Origin of the sequence: Granulicella rosea (genome assembly GCF_900188085.1) — a bacterium.
In the GTDB taxonomy this organism is placed as follows: domain Bacteria; phylum Acidobacteriota; class Terriglobia; order Terriglobales; family Acidobacteriaceae; genus Edaphobacter; species Edaphobacter rosea.
On the sequence record NZ_FZOU01000003.1, the window covers coordinates 544,480 to 564,451 of the forward strand.

At 60.1% G+C, this 19,972-nt stretch carries 20 protein-coding genes and 1 tRNA gene; 17 read left to right on the forward strand and 4 right to left on the reverse strand.

Annotation, left to right across the window (positions count from 1 at the left end):
• Positions 1 to 27: 27 nt before the first annotated feature.
• The 6 genes from CHB87_RS11675 (at position 28) to CHB87_RS11700 (ending at position 5,279) form a co-directional block, all read left to right on the forward strand.
• Positions 28 to 453 carry a DoxX family protein gene (locus CHB87_RS11675; protein WP_089408586.1) on the forward strand — a complete coding sequence of 142 codons (426 nt, stop codon included), beginning with the start codon at positions 28 to 30 and terminating at the stop codon, positions 451 to 453.
• A 39-nt stretch (positions 454 to 492) separates the two neighbouring features.
• Complete coding sequence (locus CHB87_RS11680) at positions 493 to 1,344, forward strand: acetyl-CoA carboxylase carboxyltransferase subunit alpha (protein ID WP_089408587.1); 852 nt, start codon at positions 493 to 495, stop codon at positions 1,342 to 1,344.
• 69 nt (positions 1,345 to 1,413) lie between these two features.
• Positions 1,414 to 2,478 carry a CPBP family intramembrane glutamic endopeptidase gene (locus CHB87_RS11685; protein WP_089408588.1) on the forward strand — a complete coding sequence of 355 codons (1,065 nt, stop codon included), beginning with the start codon at positions 1,414 to 1,416 and terminating at the stop codon, positions 2,476 to 2,478.
• A gap of 232 nt (positions 2,479 to 2,710) precedes the next feature.
• On the forward strand, positions 2,711 to 3,814 hold the full coding sequence (locus tag CHB87_RS11690; RefSeq protein ID WP_425432476.1) for a hypothetical protein: 1,104 nt from the start codon (positions 2,711 to 2,713) through the stop codon (positions 3,812 to 3,814).
• A 169-nt stretch (positions 3,815 to 3,983) separates the two neighbouring features.
• Positions 3,984 to 4,163, forward strand: coding sequence for an Rcat domain-containing protein (locus CHB87_RS11695; RefSeq protein ID WP_089408590.1), 180 nt, complete (start codon positions 3,984 to 3,986; stop codon positions 4,161 to 4,163).
• 213 nt (positions 4,164 to 4,376) lie between these two features.
• Complete coding sequence (locus tag CHB87_RS11700) at positions 4,377 to 5,279, forward strand: dimethylarginine dimethylaminohydrolase family protein (protein ID WP_089408678.1); 903 nt, start codon at positions 4,377 to 4,379, stop codon at positions 5,277 to 5,279.
• A gap of 159 nt (positions 5,280 to 5,438) precedes the next feature.
• On the opposite strand, the gene pyrF is transcribed toward CHB87_RS11700, so the two are convergent.
• Complete coding sequence (gene pyrF, locus CHB87_RS11705) at positions 5,439 to 6,140, reverse strand: orotidine-5'-phosphate decarboxylase (RefSeq protein WP_089408591.1); 702 nt, start codon at positions 6,138 to 6,140, stop codon at positions 5,439 to 5,441.
• A 149-nt stretch (positions 6,141 to 6,289) separates the two neighbouring features.
• Here pyrF and thiD point away from each other — a divergent pair, with 149 nt between their 5' ends.
• Positions 6,290 to 7,111, forward strand: coding sequence for a bifunctional hydroxymethylpyrimidine kinase/phosphomethylpyrimidine kinase (thiD, locus tag CHB87_RS11710; protein WP_089408592.1), 822 nt, complete (start codon positions 6,290 to 6,292; stop codon positions 7,109 to 7,111).
• A 284-nt stretch (positions 7,112 to 7,395) separates the two neighbouring features.
• Here the strand turns inward: thiD and CHB87_RS11715 are convergent, their stop codons facing one another.
• Complete coding sequence (locus CHB87_RS11715) at positions 7,396 to 9,489, reverse strand: DUF1800 domain-containing protein (RefSeq protein WP_089408593.1); 2,094 nt, start codon at positions 9,487 to 9,489, stop codon at positions 7,396 to 7,398.
• 141 nt (positions 9,490 to 9,630) lie between these two features.
• On the opposite strand from CHB87_RS11715, the gene CHB87_RS11720 reads away from it, so the two are divergent.
• The 5 genes from CHB87_RS11720 (at position 9,631) to CHB87_RS11740 (ending at position 13,239) form a co-directional block, all read left to right on the forward strand.
• Positions 9,631 to 9,981 carry a hypothetical protein gene (locus CHB87_RS11720; RefSeq protein ID WP_089408594.1) on the forward strand — a complete coding sequence of 117 codons (351 nt, stop codon included), beginning with the start codon at positions 9,631 to 9,633 and terminating at the stop codon, positions 9,979 to 9,981.
• A gap of 39 nt (positions 9,982 to 10,020) precedes the next feature.
• Positions 10,021 to 10,248 carry a sulfur carrier protein ThiS gene (gene thiS / locus CHB87_RS11725; RefSeq protein ID WP_089408595.1) on the forward strand — a complete coding sequence of 76 codons (228 nt, stop codon included), beginning with the start codon at positions 10,021 to 10,023 and terminating at the stop codon, positions 10,246 to 10,248.
• 96 nt (positions 10,249 to 10,344) lie between these two features.
• Entirely contained in the window at positions 10,345 to 11,085 is a 741-nt protein-coding gene (locus CHB87_RS11730) for a CAP domain-containing protein (protein ID WP_176441708.1), read from the forward strand.
• Between the two features lie 135 nt (positions 11,086 to 11,220).
• A tRNA-Asn gene (locus CHB87_RS11735) sits at positions 11,221 to 11,295 on the forward strand.
• Positions 11,296 to 11,700: 405 nt separating this feature from the next.
• The gene (locus CHB87_RS11740; protein ID WP_142988313.1) at positions 11,701 to 13,239 is read left to right on the forward strand and encodes a hypothetical protein; all 1,539 of its coding nucleotides are present in this window, start codon (positions 11,701 to 11,703) and stop codon (positions 13,237 to 13,239) included.
• A gap of 46 nt (positions 13,240 to 13,285) precedes the next feature.
• On the opposite strand, the gene CHB87_RS11745 is transcribed toward CHB87_RS11740, so the two are convergent.
• Both CHB87_RS11745 and CHB87_RS22875 read right to left on the reverse strand, forming a co-directional pair.
• Positions 13,286 to 14,404, reverse strand: a complete 1,119-nt coding sequence (locus tag CHB87_RS11745; protein ID WP_089408598.1) for a tyrosine-type recombinase/integrase — start codon at positions 14,402 to 14,404, stop codon at positions 13,286 to 13,288.
• 13 nt (positions 14,405 to 14,417) lie between these two features.
• A complete protein-coding gene (locus tag CHB87_RS22875; protein ID WP_407641105.1) occupies positions 14,418 to 14,666 on the reverse strand; it encodes a helix-turn-helix transcriptional regulator in 249 nt (82 codons plus the stop codon).
• Between the two features lie 269 nt (positions 14,667 to 14,935).
• Here CHB87_RS22875 and CHB87_RS11750 point away from each other — a divergent pair, with 269 nt between their 5' ends.
• The 5 genes from CHB87_RS11750 (at position 14,936) to CHB87_RS11770 (ending at position 19,969) form a co-directional block, all read left to right on the forward strand.
• Positions 14,936 to 15,907, forward strand: coding sequence for a LysR family transcriptional regulator (locus CHB87_RS11750; RefSeq protein ID WP_089408599.1), 972 nt, complete (start codon positions 14,936 to 14,938; stop codon positions 15,905 to 15,907).
• Between the two features lie 137 nt (positions 15,908 to 16,044).
• The gene (locus tag CHB87_RS11755) at positions 16,045 to 16,368 is read left to right on the forward strand and encodes a TrbC/VirB2 family protein (protein WP_089408600.1); all 324 of its coding nucleotides are present in this window, start codon (positions 16,045 to 16,047) and stop codon (positions 16,366 to 16,368) included.
• 69 nt (positions 16,369 to 16,437) lie between these two features.
• Positions 16,438 to 16,734 (forward strand): VirB3 family type IV secretion system protein, encoded by a 297-nt coding sequence (locus CHB87_RS11760; protein ID WP_089408601.1) that lies wholly within the window; start codon positions 16,438 to 16,440, stop codon positions 16,732 to 16,734.
• Positions 16,734 to 19,196: a VirB4 family type IV secretion system protein gene (locus CHB87_RS11765; protein ID WP_089408602.1), complete on the forward strand. Its 2,463-nt coding sequence runs from the start codon at positions 16,734 to 16,736 to the stop codon at positions 19,194 to 19,196. Before CHB87_RS11760 ends, CHB87_RS11765 begins: the two co-directional genes overlap by 1 nt.
• 11 nt (positions 19,197 to 19,207) lie before the next feature.
• Positions 19,208 to 19,969, forward strand: a complete 762-nt coding sequence (locus CHB87_RS11770) for a TrbG/VirB9 family P-type conjugative transfer protein (protein ID WP_089408603.1) — start codon at positions 19,208 to 19,210, stop codon at positions 19,967 to 19,969.
• Positions 19,970 to 19,972 lie beyond the last annotated feature (3 nt).

Sequence of the window (19,972 nt, forward strand, 5' to 3'; positions counted from 1 at the left end):
TCGTCGTCGGCGTGCGTCTAACCGGGCATGAAGACCTCCGATAAGTCGCTCGCCTACGCGTTGCTGCGTCTTGCCTTTGGCGTCAACTTCGCCGGTCATGGGCTGGTCCGAATCTATAACGGTGTCGGCGCCTTTGCTGCGACAACGGCGGAGCATCTGGCGAAGTCGCCTCTGCCGCATGGGTTCGTGGTGGGGTTTGGGTACTCCATTCCGTGGATCGAGGCCGCGCTCGGGATGGGGTTGATGCTTGGGCTCTTTACCAGAGCGGCGCTGGTGCTGGGCGCGCTGTTCATGATGGCGCTGACGGTCGGGGTGACGTCGAATCAGCAGTGGGATGTGGCGGGGCAGCAGCTTTTGTACAGCGTAGTGTTCTTCGTCCTGCTCTGGCTGGTGGAGTGGAATGAGTGGAGTCTGGACGCTCTGTTCTTCACAACGCGAAAAGCCGATGCCTGAATCTGGGGCTGAGCCTGTTCGTTCGATACAATAGCTGAGATGGCAGAACTCGAAACAGGTAAAGTCACGCATCCGCCAGCAACGCCGGTACCCGAGGCCTGGGTCCGCACCGAGCTGGCACGGCACCCGCAGCGTCCCTATCCCATGGACTTCATCGAAGCACTCTTCACCGACTTCAGCGAGATACATGGCGACCGGGCCTTTGGCGATGATCCTGCGATGACCTGCGGGATGGCGTTCTTCCATGGCGAGCCGGTGCTGGTGATCGGCAACCTGAAGGGCCGTACGCTGAAGGAGCGGGTCACGCGCAAGTTCGGCAGCCCGGAGCCGGAGGGTTATCGTAAGGCCTTGCGCGCCATGAAGATCGCGGAGAAGTTCGGGCGTCCGGTGTTCACGTTTCTCGATCTGGCGGGCGCTTACCCGGGCATCGAGGCCGAGGAGCGTGGGCAGGGCGAGGCGATTGCGCGCAACCTGATCGAGATGTCGCGGCTGCGTGTGCCGACCATTGCAACGATCACGGGCGAGGGTGGATCGGGCGGCGCGCTGGCGCTGGCGGTCGCGGACCGCGTGCTGATGCTCGAGAACGCGATCTACTCGGTGATCTCGCCCGAGGGCTGCGCGGCGATCATGTGGAAGGATCCGGCGAAGAAGCAGCAGGCGGCGGCCGCGCTGAAGTATACGGCGGTCGACGTGAAACGGCTGGGCTGTGTGGACGACGTGATCTCGGAGCCGGCGGGCGGCACGCAGGCCGATCCGGCATGCGCGATGCAGATGGTGGATGAGAAGCTGCAGTTCCATCTGGCGGCGCTGAAGGGGCAGAGCCTGGACGAGATGCTGGCGGCTCGGTATGCGAAGTTCCGGAACATTGCGCAGTTCTATACGGCTGGGTAGTAGAGCGTTTGGAACAAGACCGAAGCAGATTCCCTGCTGGAACGACAAAAAGAAAAGCTAACAGGAGTGATGTTGCCTTCGTCCGACGCCGCACAGCCGATACCGCGTAGCTACCAGTTCGTGCTCTTCTGCGTTGGCGGGGCATGGTATCTGGCGTCCGATACGATCGCCGGGCGCGCGGCGCGGGGGATCAGTTCGCGGTTCGGCTTTGGCAGTCTACGAGGGTTGCTGGCGGGGTGCTTCACGCTGTTCCTGCTGGTGGTGGGCCTGCGGCTGCTGGATTGGATCGCCACGCGCGACGGCAGTCTGGCGACGGTGGCGCCGCTTCCGCGCCGCGAGGGTTACGGTACGGAGTGGGGCCTGGGCACGGCGTTCGGCTGGGGACTGGCCATTGCGGTGGTGCTGCCTGTGATGCTGACCGGGCATCTGGTGGTGAACTACGTCTTCAATCTCAGCACCTTCGGCGCGCTTCTTACAGGAATCGCGACGCTTGCGGTGGCGACCCTGACGCAGGAGATCGTCTTCCGAGGCTACCTGTTTCTGAGGCTGAGCGGTGCGATCGGGCCAGCCTGGGCGACACTACTGCTTTCGATCGTCTTCGGGTTCTACCTGATGCAGATTCCGGCGATCGGCAGCGCGACTCCACTCTTCGCCGTCTCGATTCTCTTCGGTGTGCTGCTGTTCATGGCTTACCGGCGTACGCATGCGCTTTGGCTGGGCTGGGGCCTGAACTTCGCCTACCGCGCGGTGGTGGCGATCCTGTTCGGCCTGCCGATCGCCGGGCGCGCGGAGTTCTCTTCGATCATCGACTCCGACACGACCGGCTCAGTGCGGGTGAGCGGAGGCGAGTTTGGCCCGGATGCCGCGTTGCTGACGATTCCGATCATGCTTGTGGCGCTGATCGTCCTGTACCGGCTGACGCGAGAGTATGCGTGGAAGTACACGCTGCCGGTGATTGTCGCGGGTGGGTACGAGGTCACCGTGGCGCCGCCCGCCGCGCACACCGCGATGGAACGGCAGGCTGCCGCCGCGCCTCCGCCGCTGGTGCAGATTCTGGCGACGACGCCGCAGACGCGGTCGGTCGAGCCTCCGCCGATGCCTTTTTCGCCGCCTCCCCCGCCGAAGCCGGAATAGCGTTTGGGCTGAGTGCAGTCGTCTTGGACCGGCACAAACCACAAGTCTTAGAAGTCGAGACAGGGGCGCCTGGTGGAAGGGCGAGCCCATTTTGGGTGTTTTGTAAATTTAGACAATTATTCAGTTGCAAATGCAGGGGATTGGGAGCAATCTTTCAAGCATCCGAGCTTGCACGTTGGGAGGGCCTCCCCCGATGGTTTCCGACTGTTGTCCGAATCGCTCTTCTGTCTTTGTGACCCTGTTGTGTCTTTTGCTGCCGGTCTATGCGCGGGCCCAGGTCTTTGTCGTGGGCGAGAAGACCGCGACGGCCGACCTGTCGACCGAGTTCCATCCCACGCGTATGTCGCTTCCGGATGCTGGGCTGACCGAGCGGGGGATGCGCGAGCTGGAACGAAATCTCGATGGCGAGCAGGGATTTGCCCATCGTGCGCTGCCGATGGGAGCGGGCCTGACGCTTGAGGCCAACGGCCAGTTGAAGCCTGGACCGGACGGCTACCGCAAGATGATCTATGAAAAGGGCCAGGCGGCGGCGGCGGGCGACCGAGTAGCGATTACGTCGCTGAAGGTGGCGGGCGACCGGATCATCCTCGATCTGAACGGCGGGCCGTATCTGAAACATCGCTTTCTGCGGCATCTCGAAGTGAACGGGATGCAGGTCGCCAACGACGGCAAGACGCAGGCGACTGGGGCTCGCATTACGTTGACCTTCGAGGGCGGCGTGCCGGATATCTCCGCGGCGGAGGTGAAGGCGCTGCTCGAACCGGTGATCGACTTCGGCGTGAAGACGACGGAGCAGGCCTATGGCGAGGCGCAGCCCGCGCCGGTGAAAGAGGCGATCTCCGAACACGACGTGAAGGTGGGGATGAACCATCGCATGGTGCTCGCCGCGCTGGGCCAGCCCGAAAGCAAGGTGCGCGAGCACGACGAAAAGGACCCCGACGGTCCGCGGTACGAGGAGTGGATCTACGGGCATGTGCCGCAGACGGTGAGGTTTATCCGCTTCGAAGGCGACCGGGTGAGTATGGTGAAGGTCGCGGCGCCCGGCCAGCAGATCGCGGTTCGCACGCAGGACGAGCTGGATGGTTATCTGCCGCCCGCGCCGACGCGCGAGATTGCCATGGGCGACGCGCCGGTCGGCGATCCGGCGCATCGGCCGACGCCTCCCACGCTGCTGAAGCCGGGCGATAAGGTGGACGTGGACGGAGAGAAGAACGGCGCGGTGCAGATGCCGCCGGAGAAGAAGGAAAAGGTTCAGCCGATTCCGGCGCCGCCTTCGTCTTCTGAACCCGGCATGGCGGCGTCAAAACCGACGTTGTGCTCGCCGATGCCGCAGTAACGCCGGCGCCGTGTAAGATAGACGATGGTTGCACGTGCAGAGTTCGCCCGCAGGAAAATCCGCGTCCCATCCCGGATGTACCACGACGAAGCTCAGGTGAACCGGCGCATATGCGCCGTGTTCGGGCGCGTGGATCAAAATCCGATGAAAGATGTACCTGGGGGAAGTTATGTCGAAGATTGCCAAGACCGGCGACCGTAAGAAGGAAATGGACACCAACAAGAGCACCGATTGCCCGAAGTGCGGCAAGGTGACTCGCATCGTCAAGCGCGTGAAGGACCGCGAGCGCGGCATTCCGGGCGGAGTGTATATCTCGTGCTCGGCCTGCGACTTTTTCGAAAAGCTCTAGTTTTTCGGTTACGCCGGTATGGAAAAAGAGCCCTTCGGGGCTCTTTTTTCGTTGGCTGTTTTCCGCATGGGCGAGCGGCGGCTAAACTTCCTGCACACAGTGACTTGAGGGTGGAAAGATGTACCGCGGCTGACACCTTTGGGCCTTGACGAACGTCGTCCGGCAGGATCAGACTCTACAGCGGAAAGTAGGTAATCCGCTTTGAAGAACTACATGGGATCAAACTCTGCCTCAGTTGCCGCTCCAATCTCCGACCTCACCCCTTCCGCACAGTTCAGCCGCCCGACCTACCTGATGTGTTCGCCGCAGTGGTATGACGTGGACTACGTCATCAACCCCTGGATGGCGGGCAATGTACACCGTCCCTCGCGCGACGTGGCCTTCAATCAGTGGAAGGCGCTCTATCAACACCTGCAGGCGATCGCCGATGTGCGTTTGCTGCATCCGCGCCAGGGCTCGCCGGACATGGTCTTCGTTGGCCACGCGGCGCTGGTGAATCATGGCGTGGCGGCGATCTCGAGCTTCGCCCATGCGCAGCGCCAGACCGAGGAGATGCATCTGCGGCGCTGGCTGCAGGAGCACGGCTTCCTGCTGTGGGAGACGCCGCGCGAGACCGCCTTTGAAGGCGAGGGCGATGCGCTCTTCGACGCCGACGGACAGCGCCTGTGGGCCGCGCACGGCGTCCGCACCTGCCGGTATAGCCACCAGCATGTCGCCGACGCATGGCACACCCGGGTGACCTCGCTGCACCTGATCGATCCGCGCTTCTACCATCTGGACACCTGCTTCGCGCCGCTGGCGGGCGGGTATCTGCTCTACTACCCGGAGGCGTTCGATGCGGCCTCGCTGGAGCTGATCGAGTCGGCTTATCCGGCGGAGACGCGCATTGCCGTCAGCGAGGCGGAGGCGACGCAGTTCGCCTGCAACGTGATCAACATCGGCAGGAAGATCCTGATGAATCCGGCTGGCGAGCCACTGCGCTGCCTGCTGACCGGGCATGGGTTCGAGGTGATCGAGACGCCGCTGGGCGAGTTCCTGAAGAGCGGGGCTTCGGCCAAGAGCCTGGCTCTGCGGCTGAGCGATGTGTCGGTGACGCATGGGGTTGGAGTGGTTTAGACAACCATTACCGTACGTTATCCTGAGCAAGATGAAGGGCCCTCGTATTTCGTTTTTGCCTGTTCCTGGTGTGGCCAGGACAAGAACAAAAGCCAATACGGGGGTCCTTCACTTCGTTCAGGATGACAAACGCAGGTAGAAGGGTGCGGGGCAATGCCGTTATGTGGAGGCGATCTCGTCGAGGATCAACCGCGCTGCCGCCGCCGGGTCCAGGGCCTGCGTGATCGGGCGGCCGACGACCAGCATCGACGACCCGGCGGCGATGGCGCTGGACGGCGTGGCGATGCGGCGCTGGTCGCCGATGGCTGCGCCGGCCGGGCGGATGCCGGGGGTGACCAGAAGTGTTGCGGGCGGCAGCGTTGCGCGCAGGGCTTCGACCTCGGCCGAGGAGCAGACCAGGCCGTCGATGCCGGAGTTTACGGCAAGGTGTGCGAGGCGGGCGACCTGTTCGGCGGGCGAGGATGCGACGCCGATGGCCTCAAGCGCGGCGGCGTCCATGCTGGTGAGCACGGTGACGGCGAGCAGCCGGGGCGCGCCGGGCTGCGTGGCTGCCTCGGCTGCGGCGCGCATCATGGCCTCGCCGCCGGCGGCGTGAATGGTCAGAAGCGATGCGCCGCTGGTGGCCAGCGACCGCACCGCGCCGGCGACGGTGTTGGGGATGTCGTGCAGCTTGAGGTCGAGGAAGACCTCGAAGCCACGCTCGCGCAGCGTTCCGATGAGGCCGTAGCCGCCTGCGCAGTAAAGTTCAAGGCCGATCTTGAACCAGCGGCAGGCGCCTTCGAGCGAGTCGACGAAGACGAGCGCCTCGGCCGGAGAGGGGTAGTCGAGGGCGACGATCAACTTGCTTGCAGGGTCGTTCATGGCGATGTAACTCCGTGCGGGTTCGAGCCGGGTGAAGAGTGTGTACCTCAGTGCCGGAGCGGCTGAGGCGTCTACAACTTCTTTCCGCGCTTGTTACTTTCAGGTTACCTGAGGTCTATCCGCAGGGTTTTGGCGGTTAGGATGAGAAGGTGAAGACTGCTCTCAGTATCGCAGGGTTCGATCCGTCTTCGGGGGCTGGCGTCACGGCGGATCTGGCCGTGTTTGCCGCTCATGGTCTGTTTGGAACCTCGTGTGTGACGGCTCTGACGGTGCAATCGACGCTGGGTGTGCGGGCGTCGTACCCGGTGGACGCGGATGTTGTGCTGCAGACGCTGAACTGCCTGGCGGAGGATGTGCGGCCGGACGGGATCAAGATCGGCATGCTGGCGACGGCGGGCGCGGTCGCGTCGGTGGTGCGATTCGTGCATGCGCAGCGCGCGGCGAATGCGCGTCTGGTGGTGGTGCTGGACCCGGTGCTGCGGTCGAGCTCGGGGCATGAGCTATTGACGCCGCTGGGCGTCGACCTGATGCGCGAGGAGCTGCTGCCGCTGGTGGACTGGTGCACGCCGAATCTGGATGAGCTGGCGCAACTGACCGGGCGGATGACCTACATGCCGGAGCATCGGCTGGCCGCGTCGACGTACTTCCGCAGGATGTATCCCACGATGAATCTGGTGGTTACGGGTGGTCACCAAGACCCGCCGGACGACTTGGTGATGTCGCTGAACGATGACACAACGTGGCTGCCGGGCACGCGGATCGAGAGCCGTGCGACGCACGGGACGGGCTGCGCATATTCGAGCGCGCTGCTGTGCGGGTTGGTGCAGGGGCTCGGCGGCGTTGATGCGGCTCGGGCGGCGAAGAGGTATGTCGCCGAAGGGATTCTGCGGGCGCAGGCGATCGGGCGAGGCAAGGGCCCGCTGAATCTGCTCTGGCCCGTGCGGGAGATGGCGGAGCCTGTTCGGGGATGATGGCTGGAAAGCCAAGGCAACAGCGGCTCTTCTACGACGATGACAGACAAGAAAGACAACAGCCAGGGCGACGGCTGGAGCTGATTACCTTTTGCTGGCGAGCAGCCCCAAGTGCCTGTCATCCTGAGCGTAGCCGAAGGACCTGCTTTTGTTTTTGCTGTTGCTTGTTTCCGCCTCTGACTGGAGCATGCACAGGCAACGACAAAAGCCTGAAGCAGGTCCTTCACTTCGTTCAGGATGACAAGCATTGCGGGCTGCTGCTTGAGACCTAACGGTAATCCGCTCTAGCGGCGCTGAAACTCCGGCGAGCCGAAGATAAGACCGGCGGCAAGGGCGGCCTGGTTGTCGGCTTCCTCGATGGGCGGCTTTTCGTTGCGACCGCGCGCGTTGCTCAGTGGGTCGTTCGATTTCTTGGCGGAGATCTGGCGCAGGTTGCGCGCCTGTTGTTCGGGGTCGGTGTCGATCTGGGCGAGGATGGTCTGGCGAGTGCGGTCCGAGACCTGCATATGCAGGATTCTGTCCTCGAGGACGGAGTCCTTCTGCTCCGGCGTGAGCGATTCCTCCGGATGGCCCATCACGACCGGCCAGTCGGTGTGGACTCCGGCGACGCGGTTGGTCGAGAGCGCGAGCGCGAAGTTCATGCGGGAGACGAGCGCGGCGGTGTTATTCCAGGCGTCGGCGCGCATGGAGTAGCCGTTCGGCGTCTGCATGCCGTAGAGCGGCATGCCTAGCTCGGCGATAACGCCGGCGAGCGCGCTGGTGCTGGCGACCTCCGCGCCGGATGCGCGCACGGCCGAGAGCACGTAGTCCTGCGGGGTCTTGACCTTGGCCCGGTAGCTGGCGCGGGAGAAGAACTCCGGCGACTGCAGCATGGCGAGCAGCACGTGGCGGATGTCGCCGTGGGTCTCGAGGAAGATCGAGGTCATGCGGTCGACCATGGGCTTGGGTGGGTCGTCCGAGACGAAGCGCACGGCGATCTTGGTGGAGATGAAGCGGGCGGTGGCGGGGCTGTTGGCGAGGATGTGGAGCACCTTCATGCCTTCGCCGGCGCCGTCGTCCTTGATGGTCTCGCCGAGGATGTGCTTCGAGCCGGGCTCGTGCTTGGTGGGGTCGAACTGGGCCTGCGCGGCCTCGTCCGCGCCCCGGCCCTTGCCGACGGTCCAGCCGGTGAAGACCTTGGCGACCTCGGTGACGTCGTGCTGGGTGTACCCGCCATTGACGCCGAGGGTGTGCAGCTCCATGAGTTCGCGGGCGTAGTTCTCGTTCAGACCGACGCCGGTGCGGGGCTTTTCAAGGTTCGGGAAGCCGCGGCGATCGTAGCTCAACTGTGGATGCGCGTACTGGGAGTGTGGGCCGATGCTCGCGGCGTTGTCGAGGTAGTTGAGCATCGCGGGGCTCATGGCGGTGGCGGCGAGCAGGTTCTCGAAGCGGCCCATCGCATTCGGGCGGATGGCGTCGCGCTCATACGCGGCGATGTAGTAGGGCGCCTGCTGCGATTTGCGCATGTAGACGTTGAAGTGGTTGAGCCAGAAGTCGACCATCATCTCGTTGAGCTGACGCTCGCTGTAGAGATCGCGCAGCAGCTTGGTCTGGACGGCCTCCGCGGCGACCACGCCCTGCGGACCGTTGAAGGCGGCGAGCGCCTCGATCTGCTGCGGGGTGAAGCCGTCGGTGAGGTGTTCGCGCTGGTCTTCGGGCAGGCTGCGGCGCAGCATCCGAAGTTGCGGCACGGTGAGCTTGCAGAGGGCGGAGAAGCGTTTGGCGGGGTCCGGGGCGAGGATGGCCTGGGCGTCGACGGGTTTGGGATCCGGCGACATGGCCGGGTTGCCGTCCTTGGCGTCCTTGCGTTGCTTGTAGCGCTCCATCTGCGAGGCGTAGATGGCCTTTTCGGCCTCGCCGCCCGGGCGACCGGCGCGGCCGTCCATCGTGGCGCGAATGGTGTTGTTGTTGGGGTACATCTCCATCAGCTTCAAAAGCGGAAGCTGCATCGCGGGGTAGTCCTTCAGACGGCGCTCGAGCGCGCTATCGTCGATGGTGGAGGGATTGAGCTGCTGGCTGAGCCATGCGTTGAGGCCCATGGCGCGAACGCGCTCCAGCTCTCCCGGACGCGGGCCGTAGGTGAGCCGGTTGAGCACCTGCAGGACGCGCTCTTCGTCGTTGAGAGGCTTTTCATGGGCGGCAGACGCGGCGGTGACGACGGGCAGCCTCTGCGACATCGTCTCGGAGTCCTGCATGGCGGGCTGCTGGGTCTCCGGCTGCTGCGCGGACTGGGCGGTTGACTGAGCGACGACGCCGGCGGGTGCGATCGTCTGCAGCGCCAGCAGGACGGCGGCGCCGAGGCGGAAGAGCGGACGTTGCGACCTTCGATTCGACCACATGGGACACCTGCCTGCGGGCTTTGCCGCTGCGTCGACATTGATGTGAAACCCGAAGCTACACCAAAGTTTTCCGCATCTGAAAATATACGTCACGCCGCGGATTTGGTCGCCGATGAGGGAGGGGACGGAGGATTTCCCAGCATGTCGACCGCACCCTTTCCCGGCTCATTTGTCTCGCCCCTGCGCTCCAACACCGCGTCGCCCGGCGACCTTCCCATGCTTCGTCCGGTTACGGTGCGCCGCCGTGGCAACCCGCAGCAGGGCCACGCGCTCGAGACGCTGGGGCATGCGATCGAGTATCTGACCGACACCCGTATGTTCTCGATCGGCGACACAGCCGAGCGCGCGCGCGCCGAGGCGGAGGCTGTCCAGATCATGATGCGGGCCAGCCGGGCCGTCTTCGAGGAGTGCGCTGAGTTCGTGCCGCTGCACACCCGGATCGCTCGCCGGCTGCAGGCCGCGATGCCCGAGTGGATGCGGTTTCTCGACTAACTTCTGGATCGGCATCGAGGCTGATAGGCTGGAAGAACGATGTCGCTTACGGTAATTTTGAACGGCCAGAGCCGCAGCTTCGAAACACTCGATACCCCCACAACGCTGGACCAGGTGGTCGGCGTACTGGGGTTGAAGGCAGACCGCGTGGCGGTGGAACGGAACGGCGAGATTACGCCCCGTTCCACCTGGTCCGCCAGCCCGGTGGCGGATGGAGACAAGCTCGAGATCGTCCACTTTGTGGGTGGCGGATCGGGGCGGGTGTAGCCGCTGAAAAGGCCAGGCCCTCTGGCTATCGCTCGACCTGCGCATCCCTTTTTCGATATCCGGGTCTATACACGCATGATGATGGGGCCACGCTACTTGTCGCGCCTGCTTTGCCTTTCGACGCTGGCCGCCGCCGCGGCGGTCGCCGGCGCGCAGACCGTATCCGAACAGTATCTGCTTGCTGCGGCAAACCAGGATCGCGCCCTGCACGGTCTCGGACCGGTGCGGTGGGACGCGAGGCTCACGCAGGCGGCAGTCGTTCACGCGCGGGAGATGGCGCGGCGCGGCGGCATCTCGCACCAGTTTTCGGGCGAGCCGGATCTGGCCGACCGGGCATCGACGGCCGGGGCGCGGTTCTCGCTGGTGACGGAAAATGTCGCTGAGGCGCCGAACTCCGCGCAGATTCATGACATGTGGATGCACTCCGCCGGTCACCGCGCGAACCTGCTCGACCCCAAGGTGGATTCGGTGGGAATCTCGGTGATTCAGCGCGATGGCCAACTCTACGCGGTGGAGGACTTCGCGCGCTCGGTGTCGGAGATGAGCTTTGCGGCGCAAGAGGCGGTCGTGAGCAGGCTGGTCGCGAAGAGCGGGCTCTCCGTGAGCGAAGAGGCGGAGGATGCGCGCAGAACCTGCGCGCTGCCAACGGGCTTCGCCGGCGCGCGCAAGCCGTGGTTCGTGATGCGGTATAGCTCGGCCGATCTGACGCAGTTACCGGCGGAGTTGACCAGCCGCCTCGGCAGCGGGAAGTACCACGCGGCGGCGGTAGGGGCGTGCAGCGCGGAGAAACCGGGAACCTTCGCCGGGTACAACATCGCGGTGCTCCTGTACCCCTAGCTGGACGGCGCTGGCACGTAAGTTTTCCTCATCGCGACGATGTGCGGACGGTTACAGGCTTTGACCTGAGAGGCCACATTTGCTATAACTGTTTCAGGGAAGTGCGACATCATCCGCGCACCCAAGCCAAGGTATTCCTGAGTAGCTCAATGGCAGAGCATTCGGCTGTTAACCGAAGGGTTGTAGGTTCGAGTCCTACCTCAGGAGCCAATCAAATCAACAATTTACAGGCATAATCTCTCCCCTAAACCCTATAAATCTCCCTCGGTGTGGGGACTTTTGTGGGTACCCCAAAAGAATACTGTGGGTAAACGTGGGTATCAGCGAGCAATTTAGCGCTCGCTGATGATCGCTATCCGGTTGGGTCAGCCAACAGCAGGCAGTAAGCAGTCCGCACTCCTTTGCTCTCCCTCGTGCCGCCCCGCCGGCGCTGACGGGAAATGTGATTCCAAGTTAAAGATCGACCTGCCGTCCGCAATTGTGGGTACCCACAACGCAACCGAGCGCTCCCTGCTCGAAGGAGTGCCTCGTAACCAAGCCGGCCTGCCGAAAGTTCTCTTCATTGGGTAAGGGCGTGCTTAGACACCAGACGGCTTGCACATTCAATGGACGGGATTGGGAAAGAATCAGAATGGTAGTGTTGCCTCGCAAGATGTATTCTTCAATTTCACACCAACGATGACCAATTTAATCAACATCGAAAAAAGTGCAGCCTTCAATACTCTGTGGCCTCCGATAGCGGATGCTCTCAGTACATATATCCGCCGCAGATCTGCGGGAGCAGACGGGTATGAGCTCACTTGGCGGCTGATCCATGTGTGGGAAGCGACTGCCGCTGTTCTTTCGGGAGCGGTGACGACGCGCCTTCGGGATCTTGGGACCGAAGGCAGCGGGGCCTACCTCACTTGCCGGGAACATCTACATGGTAGGACACTCGATCCGCTCAGTAAGACCTTTAAGAACTCTCAGGGAGCTCTGGATGGAAGTGCAAACAGGAGACTTGAGCTTCTGCTGTCGGTGGATAGCTTAGACAAAGTAGACAGCGCCTTCCTTCAGTCCGTGAAGCAATTTCTGCACAGTGAAGGAGTTGACTTAAGGCCGCTTGTCACATCATGGCAGCAAATTTGCGACGTGCCGCCAGATGCTAGCAACCAAAATCTTAGGGTTTATGACGTGTTCAAGCATGTGAACACTTTCCGAAACCGATTTGCCCATGTTCCGTTTCCTTACGATGAGGTTGCGAAAGTCGCGGAGACTCTTGCACTCGTGACCGAGCAACTATTCACGGTAGAACCCTTCCCTTGGCAAGTGTTTTCGGATGGTAGACCTCATAGTCCGTTACACGGAGCGATCGTCTATCGGTCTCGAAAGCTGATAGGTAGCCTGCCCCCAACCGAGACGACACACCAGGCAATTGAGCTCGAAGAGCCCCACTTCCTCTTCCCAGGAGCAACGAACAAGAAGTCTCCAGACGAAGCCGAGATGTGGATGAGTCGGCCGTTTCTGTTCGTAGATTCCATGTTCAGGCCTAGCGTTCTAACGCGCTTGATTTCCGAGGCGAACGGGGTCTGGGAGTACACGCGCTTTTTAGCGGAGCGTAACTCTGTTGTCAGACAGGAGAGGCACAGCTATCTTGCATCGCTTCCGATTCCTTCATCTATCGACTATCCTCCATCGCCGGACGAGCAGGAGGATGAGGCTCAACAGGCTCTTGAGCAAGGTGCCCTCGATGCTGTGCCATCTCCTCCGGCTTCTAATAGAGATCAAGACTTCGAACGAGCGCTTCGCGATATTGCGAACGAAGAGTATGTACCCGCCATAAAGTTCTTCCAAGACTTGGTAGAAAAGAGGCCGGACTATCATATCGCATGGCTAAGGCTTGGATATGCTCTACGTGAGCACGCGATGAGGATTAGGTTTTCAGAACCCGAAGAAGCTAAATTGCTTTTTGACAGAAGTATCGACGCCTTAACTCGCGCAACGCAACACCGGAGTTTGGCTTGGCAAGCGCAGGCTCTATATGAAAGATCGAAATCTCGTTACCACACGGAAGATTTGACTCAAGCTCTTCAGGATGCTCAAGGAGCCTACGCCAAGACGAAGGAACCCAAGTATCAAAGCTGGATCACCTATATTTCCCAGCATGACAAATAGGCTCCGTCCGTGGCTGTTTCGAGATTTCTATGCCTGAACTTTAATGTCAACCCGAAACGACAATTCGAGCGGATGATTCAGCGGACTTTGACGGAGGTCTCTTAACCGGAGGATTCTTCACTAATGACTCCAAAGCGTCGCGTTTCGCCTCCATCCGAATGTGGCTGTAGTGCTTGAGCATGTTGCGTGAGACGTGTCCCGCAATATCCATGATTGTCTGCTCACCAGCACCGCTTTCTGCAAGATCGGTGATGAGCGTATGACGGTGATCGTGCCAGCGCCCCGTCACTTTGGAGTTCCGTCGCACCGTATCCCAAGCTGTCTTGAGCGTCGTCACGGGTCGCGTTGGGTCGCTCGGCCTGGGCTTGCCGAAAGGGAAGAGATACCATTCGGGTCGAATCTCTGAGAACACGGCCTCGTACCATTCAGCGTATTCAGCCAAAGTCTCGGAGAGTGCCGAGTTTAGCGGAATGGTTCTCCCTTCGCCGGCCTCTGTCTTGCTCTTCCCGACCGTAAGGTAGCCCTTCTTAAGGTCTACCTGCGCCCATGTAAGCTGCTTTAGCTCTGCATCGCGGATACCCGCGTTCAGAGCCAGCATGATCGCCGGGTAGATATGTGGCGACTTGGACTTCTTGGCTTCAACCAGCATTCTATCTTTTTCGTCCGTGCTGTATGCCTTACCGATGGGTTTGCCCACCTTCAACTTGAGCAGGTTGCGCTTGCGAAGACGAATTCGCAGCAAGTCGCCAGGATCGCCCATAAGACGCAAGAGGAAGCCGACCTCATCGTTGACAGTCTTTGGAGCCGCACCACCCGCCAGACGCTCATTTTGATACGAGGTGACGACCGCTTCGTTGCAGTCGATAAACATCCGGCTCCCGATGACTCGGCGAATGTGTCCGACTGCATAGGCGGCGAAGGTTGCAGATTGAGGGTGCCGCAGCTTGTAGGCGACAAGGTATTCGTCGGCCAAATCGCTGATCGTGCGAATGCGTTCCTGACGCGTGTCAGTGATATTGTTGAAGCCCTGTTCAAGTTCGCGCTTACGATTCTGTTCCGCAGTTTTGGCGAGAGTCTTTGAATGGCTCTTCGTTGACTCCCGGATTCGTCTCCCGGCGAAATAGAACTCGTACCACCAAACATCACCACGAAGAAACAGTGCCATGGACGGGGCCCTCTTATGCTGTCTTGCGGACGCCCCCGTGTGAACTTTGCGCCTTGGAAGGCGGAATCCTTCCGAGCTCGCGTGTTCCGCCGGAAGGTTGTGACTCCATCCACTGACTTAAATCGTACTCCCCATAACGCACCAACGTACCTAGCTTGCGAAACTTTGGTCCCCGGCTCTCCAACCTCCAGCGGCGCAGTGTTCCAAGGCTAATGTGAAGCCGCTCCGAGATGTCCTGTTCTGTCAGAAAGTCGTTGTCCATTGATGGTTCACCGCGTTGGATTTTCGTCCTTCCACAGCGTGGCCGTAATCCGGCTCCGCGTCCAATACTTTCTGACTATGGCCGTTTCTCGACAGTCATAGTCTTTGACTATGGCCTCAGTTCTGAGCTTTTGGGATCGCCTTCTACCTCCAGCGTGTTGACTTTGCAGGTACCCAGGCCGACAATTGCATAACGTTGGGCTTGACTTGTGGCCGCACTGAGTGGATCGACACAGAGCATGAACGGTCACAGGAAAGCGGGCCCCGTATATGTCAGACCTCGTAGAGTTCAAGAAACTCAAGAACCTCATTGCGGTCGCAGAAGCAGGAAACATCAGCGTTGCCGCGAAGCGCCTCTACCTATCGCAACCCTCTCTCAGCATTCAGATCAAAGACCTTGAAGACGTGTTGCAGGTTCCACTCCTGGTGCGCGATCACAAGGGCGTTCGCGCGACTCCTGCCGCGGAGATAATGATTACAGGTGGTCGTGAACTACTGAGGATGCGCGACGCGCTGATTGCCACGGCTCGCGCGTTACATCGCGTGACGTTTGTGCCGATGCGCTTGGGCTTCTCTTCCTTCGTAGACCATGCGCTGTACGAGATGGTTTGCTCCATCCACACATCGCTCTTTCCGTCGTGCGAGATCAAGCCGAAGAGTGGCGATCCTGTAGACCTCTTGCTCATGCTTGAAAGAGGGGAGATTGACGCTGCATTGGTGACGCTTCCCGCTAGTGGCGCGGGACTCAAGGCATATCCCTTTACGCAGAGTCGCCTCGTAGTGTGCATGAAATCCAACGATCCGTTAGCAAAGCTAAAGGAGATAACCCCGGCAGACCTTGGCTCGAAACTTACGATCTTCCGCGACCCCAGACAGCATCCTGAAGCGCACGACCGTTTGATCGAGATGCTGGACGTGGTTGGCATTACAGGCGACGTTGCAAGCACGAACAAGACGCCGCACGATCTTCAATGGATGGTCGAATCGGGAACTGGTTATGCGCTCATCCGGGAGGGTTCGGAGTTGCAGCCAGGACTCGTAACCCGGCCCGTCGCCGGTGTGACGTGGACTGTCGATAGCGCATTGATTGTCGCGAAATCCACTTCGCAGAAAACGATGCCTCACTTGGTCCGTGAGATGCGAAAGAGGTTGCGGCTGCAATCGTCGTTGCCGCAATCGAAGAAGCCCGTTCGCTCGGTTCGTCCCAGAATCGGCGACAGAATTCTTCCTCTTTTTGGGTGAAGATCGGCCATAGTCACAGACTATGGGAAACCCCATTTTGGCCGATCCGGCCATAGGGAATAAGTATTGGACGCGCGCGCACGCGCGGCCTAGTGTCAGGGGCATATCACGACCGTATTGGTCGTTGGAGGTGCCAAATGACACGTATTCGAATCATCATCCAAGCAGCAACGATTGAGCGGACAAAGCTCTATCTGATACGCGGAGCAGCCTTGCTCCTATGCGTATTGATCTTCCCACTCGCCGCTCACGCGTCGCCATTCGACAGCGGTATCAGCTCCATCCAAACGCTCTTTACCGGGACCGTTGCCAAGGCCGCCAGTCTGATCGCAATTGTGATCGGCGGATACACGTTCGCTCACGGAGAACCGGGCGCAAAGAAGACGCTCGCCGGTGTTGCTGCTGGAACGGGAATCGCCATTATGGCGACCAACGTCCTGACTTGGCTTTGGGGCTCCTAGCTTCCAATTCGCTGTTGTCCTGCGATCCTCACCACTTCACCTCCAACGACGTTCCACAGCGAGGGGTTTATGTCGGAAATAACTCAGAAGCGTCACAACCGAGTCTTCAAGAGTTTGCATAAGCCCCTCACTTACATGGGCATCGAACGAACCCTTTTCTTCATGATTGCCGTGTCCGCAGTGGGGATGTTCAACCTCTTCAATTCAATCATCGGGGCCGTCCTGGTGTTCATCGGCGGCTGCATCTTCGGTCATTGGGTGACGAACTCCGACCCGGCCTTCCTCAAGATTCTCGGACGCTCCGAGAAGTTCAAGCTGCGCTACGACGCAGCCAAGCAGACAGTTCCGAATGTGGAGGTGCGGTAATGCTCAATCTCTCTCGCATCATCAAGCCGTGGAAGGAAGCCGACGCCCTCAGCGCCCACATCAACCTGTATGGGTTCTGGACAGAGACGGCGTTCCTCACCAAGAGCGGCGACCTTGGGATGGTGTTGAGCGTTACCGGGGTGGACTACGAAAGCCTCGATAACGACGAACAACAGTATGCGGTGAAGCGGCTGGAGTCCGCACTCAAGTCCTTCGGCGAAGGCTTCCACGTCTACCAATACCTCTTCAAGACGAACCGGCCCGAGATTCCGTTCGCTCGTTACGATGATGAGCTGATCGACGCCGCCATTGACCAGCGGCGGCAATACTTCGAGTCAAAGCGCGACCGGTTGTACGAGGTGGAACTCTTCTATGTGATCGTGCTGGAGGGTGCGCGGTCGAAGACCGGCATCCTCTCCGCTCTCGCACGGATTCCGCGCGATCCCCAGGGCGCTATCCGCGAACTCAAAGCGCAGTTCACCAACGACAACATGAAAGTCCTGCTTCGCAAGCAGATCGACACGGACATGGTGCGGCTTGAGCAGTGCGTTCAGAACTTCACTCGGCATCTCGCCGACCTTATGCCCATCGAGGTGCAGGGACAGCCCACGCAGTTCAGCTTCTTTCGCAGGCTGCTCAACTTCGATGACTGGCGGATCGCGGGCAAGCCGCAATCGACCCAGTACCTCGACTTTCAAGTGGTGAACTCCAATATTGAGGCGGAGCGTGACCACCTCCGCGTTGGCGATCACTTCGTCCGCATCCTCACAATGAAGGAAGCCATTGCGGAGACGCGGCCCCTCGTACTTGACCGGCTCTTCAAGATCGAAGGCAACTTCTACGTCGTCACCGAGTGGACTCCGCTTTCGATGGCCAAGGCCCGGAAGGAAGTGGACAAACGCCGCCGCCACTTCAATATGAGCAAGTCCGGTTTTGTGTCGCAGATCGGGAGCGACCCGGCGAAGACGAACCAGCGCGACGTGCTTATTGATGAGTCGAAACAGGCTGACATCGAGAATCTCGGCGAGTGCCTGCGGGCGCTTGGTGACGGTCAGACATTGGGCGATTTCTCGCTTACGGTCGTGCTGTACAGCACCGACCTTCAGACGATCAATCAGGAGATGGGAGAGTTTACTGGCGTCTTCACAAACGCCGATGGTGCGCTCTTCACCGAGACCTACAACCAGCTCAATGCCTTGTTTGCGACCGTTCCCGGCAACTATGCCCAAAACCTTCGCAAGATGTACCTGCTCAACTCCAATTACGCCGACCTGTCGTTCTTGTTCACCATCCACCCAGGCGAGAAGACGAATCCGCACCTTCGTTCGGAGTATCTGGCCGTCCTCGAGACGGACAACGCCACGCCCTACTACCTCAACCTGCACAACGGCGAGGTAGCCCACACGCTCATCCTCGGAATGACAGGTTCAGGCAAAAGTTTTCTATGTAATTTCTTGCTCACGAACGCCCAGAAATATCGGCCGCAAACGTACATTTTCGACATCGGCGGCTCGTTCCAGTCGCTTACGGAGATCTTCGGCGGGACGTACTTGAACGTTGGCCAGGAGAGCCGGGACTTCACTATCAACCCGTTCAGTCTCCCCGAGACGAAGGAGAACCTGCAATTTCTATTCTCCTTCTTCCGTGTCCTCATTGAGGGTAACGACAAGCGTTACCGGCTCGACTTCAAGGAAGAGCGCAAGCTGTGGGAAGCAATAGAGCGGATGTACGTCGTCGCGCCGGAGCAGCGGACGCTCTCCACCTTTAGCCAGATCATCGGGGAGTTGAAGGAGCGGTTGCACCGTTGGACCAAGGAGGGGCAGTACGGCTTTCTCTTCGACAACGTGGAGGACACGCTCAGCTTCTCCAAGTTTCAGACCTTCAACTTTGCCGGCTGGGGTGATGCGCCGGAGGTGTTGGAGCCGCTGCTCTTCTATGTGCTTCACAGGGCCAGCAATGAGATTGCGAACCCCGCAAAGCTGGCTACCTTCAAGACATTTCTGTTGGACGAGGCTTGGCTCTTCATCAAGAACGAGACCATCCGCACCTACATCGTGGCGGCCCAAAAAACGTGGCGGAAGCACAACGCGGCGATGATCCTCGCGACGCAGTCCATCAAGGAGCTTGAGGAATCGGGAATGCTGGCGATTGTCGCCGAGAGCTGCCCAACGAAGATTTTCCTCGCAAATCCCGAGATGAACCGCCAGGTCTACCGCGAAGCCTTCCATCTCAACGACACCGAAATCGACATCATTGCCGACCTCATCCCACCCGGCGAGATGCTGATTCGCAAAGCGCAATCCAGCAAGAAGGTCCGGCTCAACGTCGATTCCGTCTCGTACTGGATTGCGACCAACAACGCCCGCGACAACCTACTCAAGCGGGAGGCTTTCGCGCAGTACGGCATCGCCGAGGGCGTTCGCCAACTCGCTACCACTCACCCATTCCAACCCCGTCGCTAAGGAGTTCCGCCATGAAGAGACTTACAACCGTACTCGCAATCATGCTCACGACGCTCGGAAGTCTGGCGATTCACGCCCAGACTGCCTCCCGCAATGTTTCTTACCACTCGCAGGACATCGTGCCGATCAGGGCAAAGGTGAAGTACACGACGCTCATTGTTGTCCCGGCGAGCGAAAAAATCATGGAGGCCGCGACCGGAGACAAGGACTTCTGGATTGTGGATGTGGTTGGCAATTTCTGCTTCGTTCACCCGGCGAAGGCGGGTATCAGTTCCAACCTCAACCTCATTACGGACAAGGGCAACATCTACAGCTTCACCTTGACTGACATCACCGCATCAGGCGGCGACCCCGATCTCAAGGTCATCATTCAGCCAGCGGACGCTTCCAATATCGTTGCGGCGAATGGACCAGCCCAATACGTTCCAGCCGCCCAGCTTGAACAGGCCCATCAACAGATATCGACGCTTCAGTCTCACGTCGGAGCAACCGTCGATGAGTACAAGAGTGCCTACCCACTCGCATTGAAATTCGACTATACGTTCAAGACGAACGAGGCTCCCTTCGATATCCAGTCGATCTATCACGACGACAAGTTCACCTACATCAAGACCAATGCGCCGGAGAAGTTCAGCGTTTATGAGATGCGGGACGGCAAGCCGAACCTCATCAACTACGACCTGCGCGATGGGACTTACATCATCTCGAAGGTCATGGACAACGGGTATGTCGAGCTAGGCAAGAAAAAGATGGACTTCACGAGAAAGGATTAACGT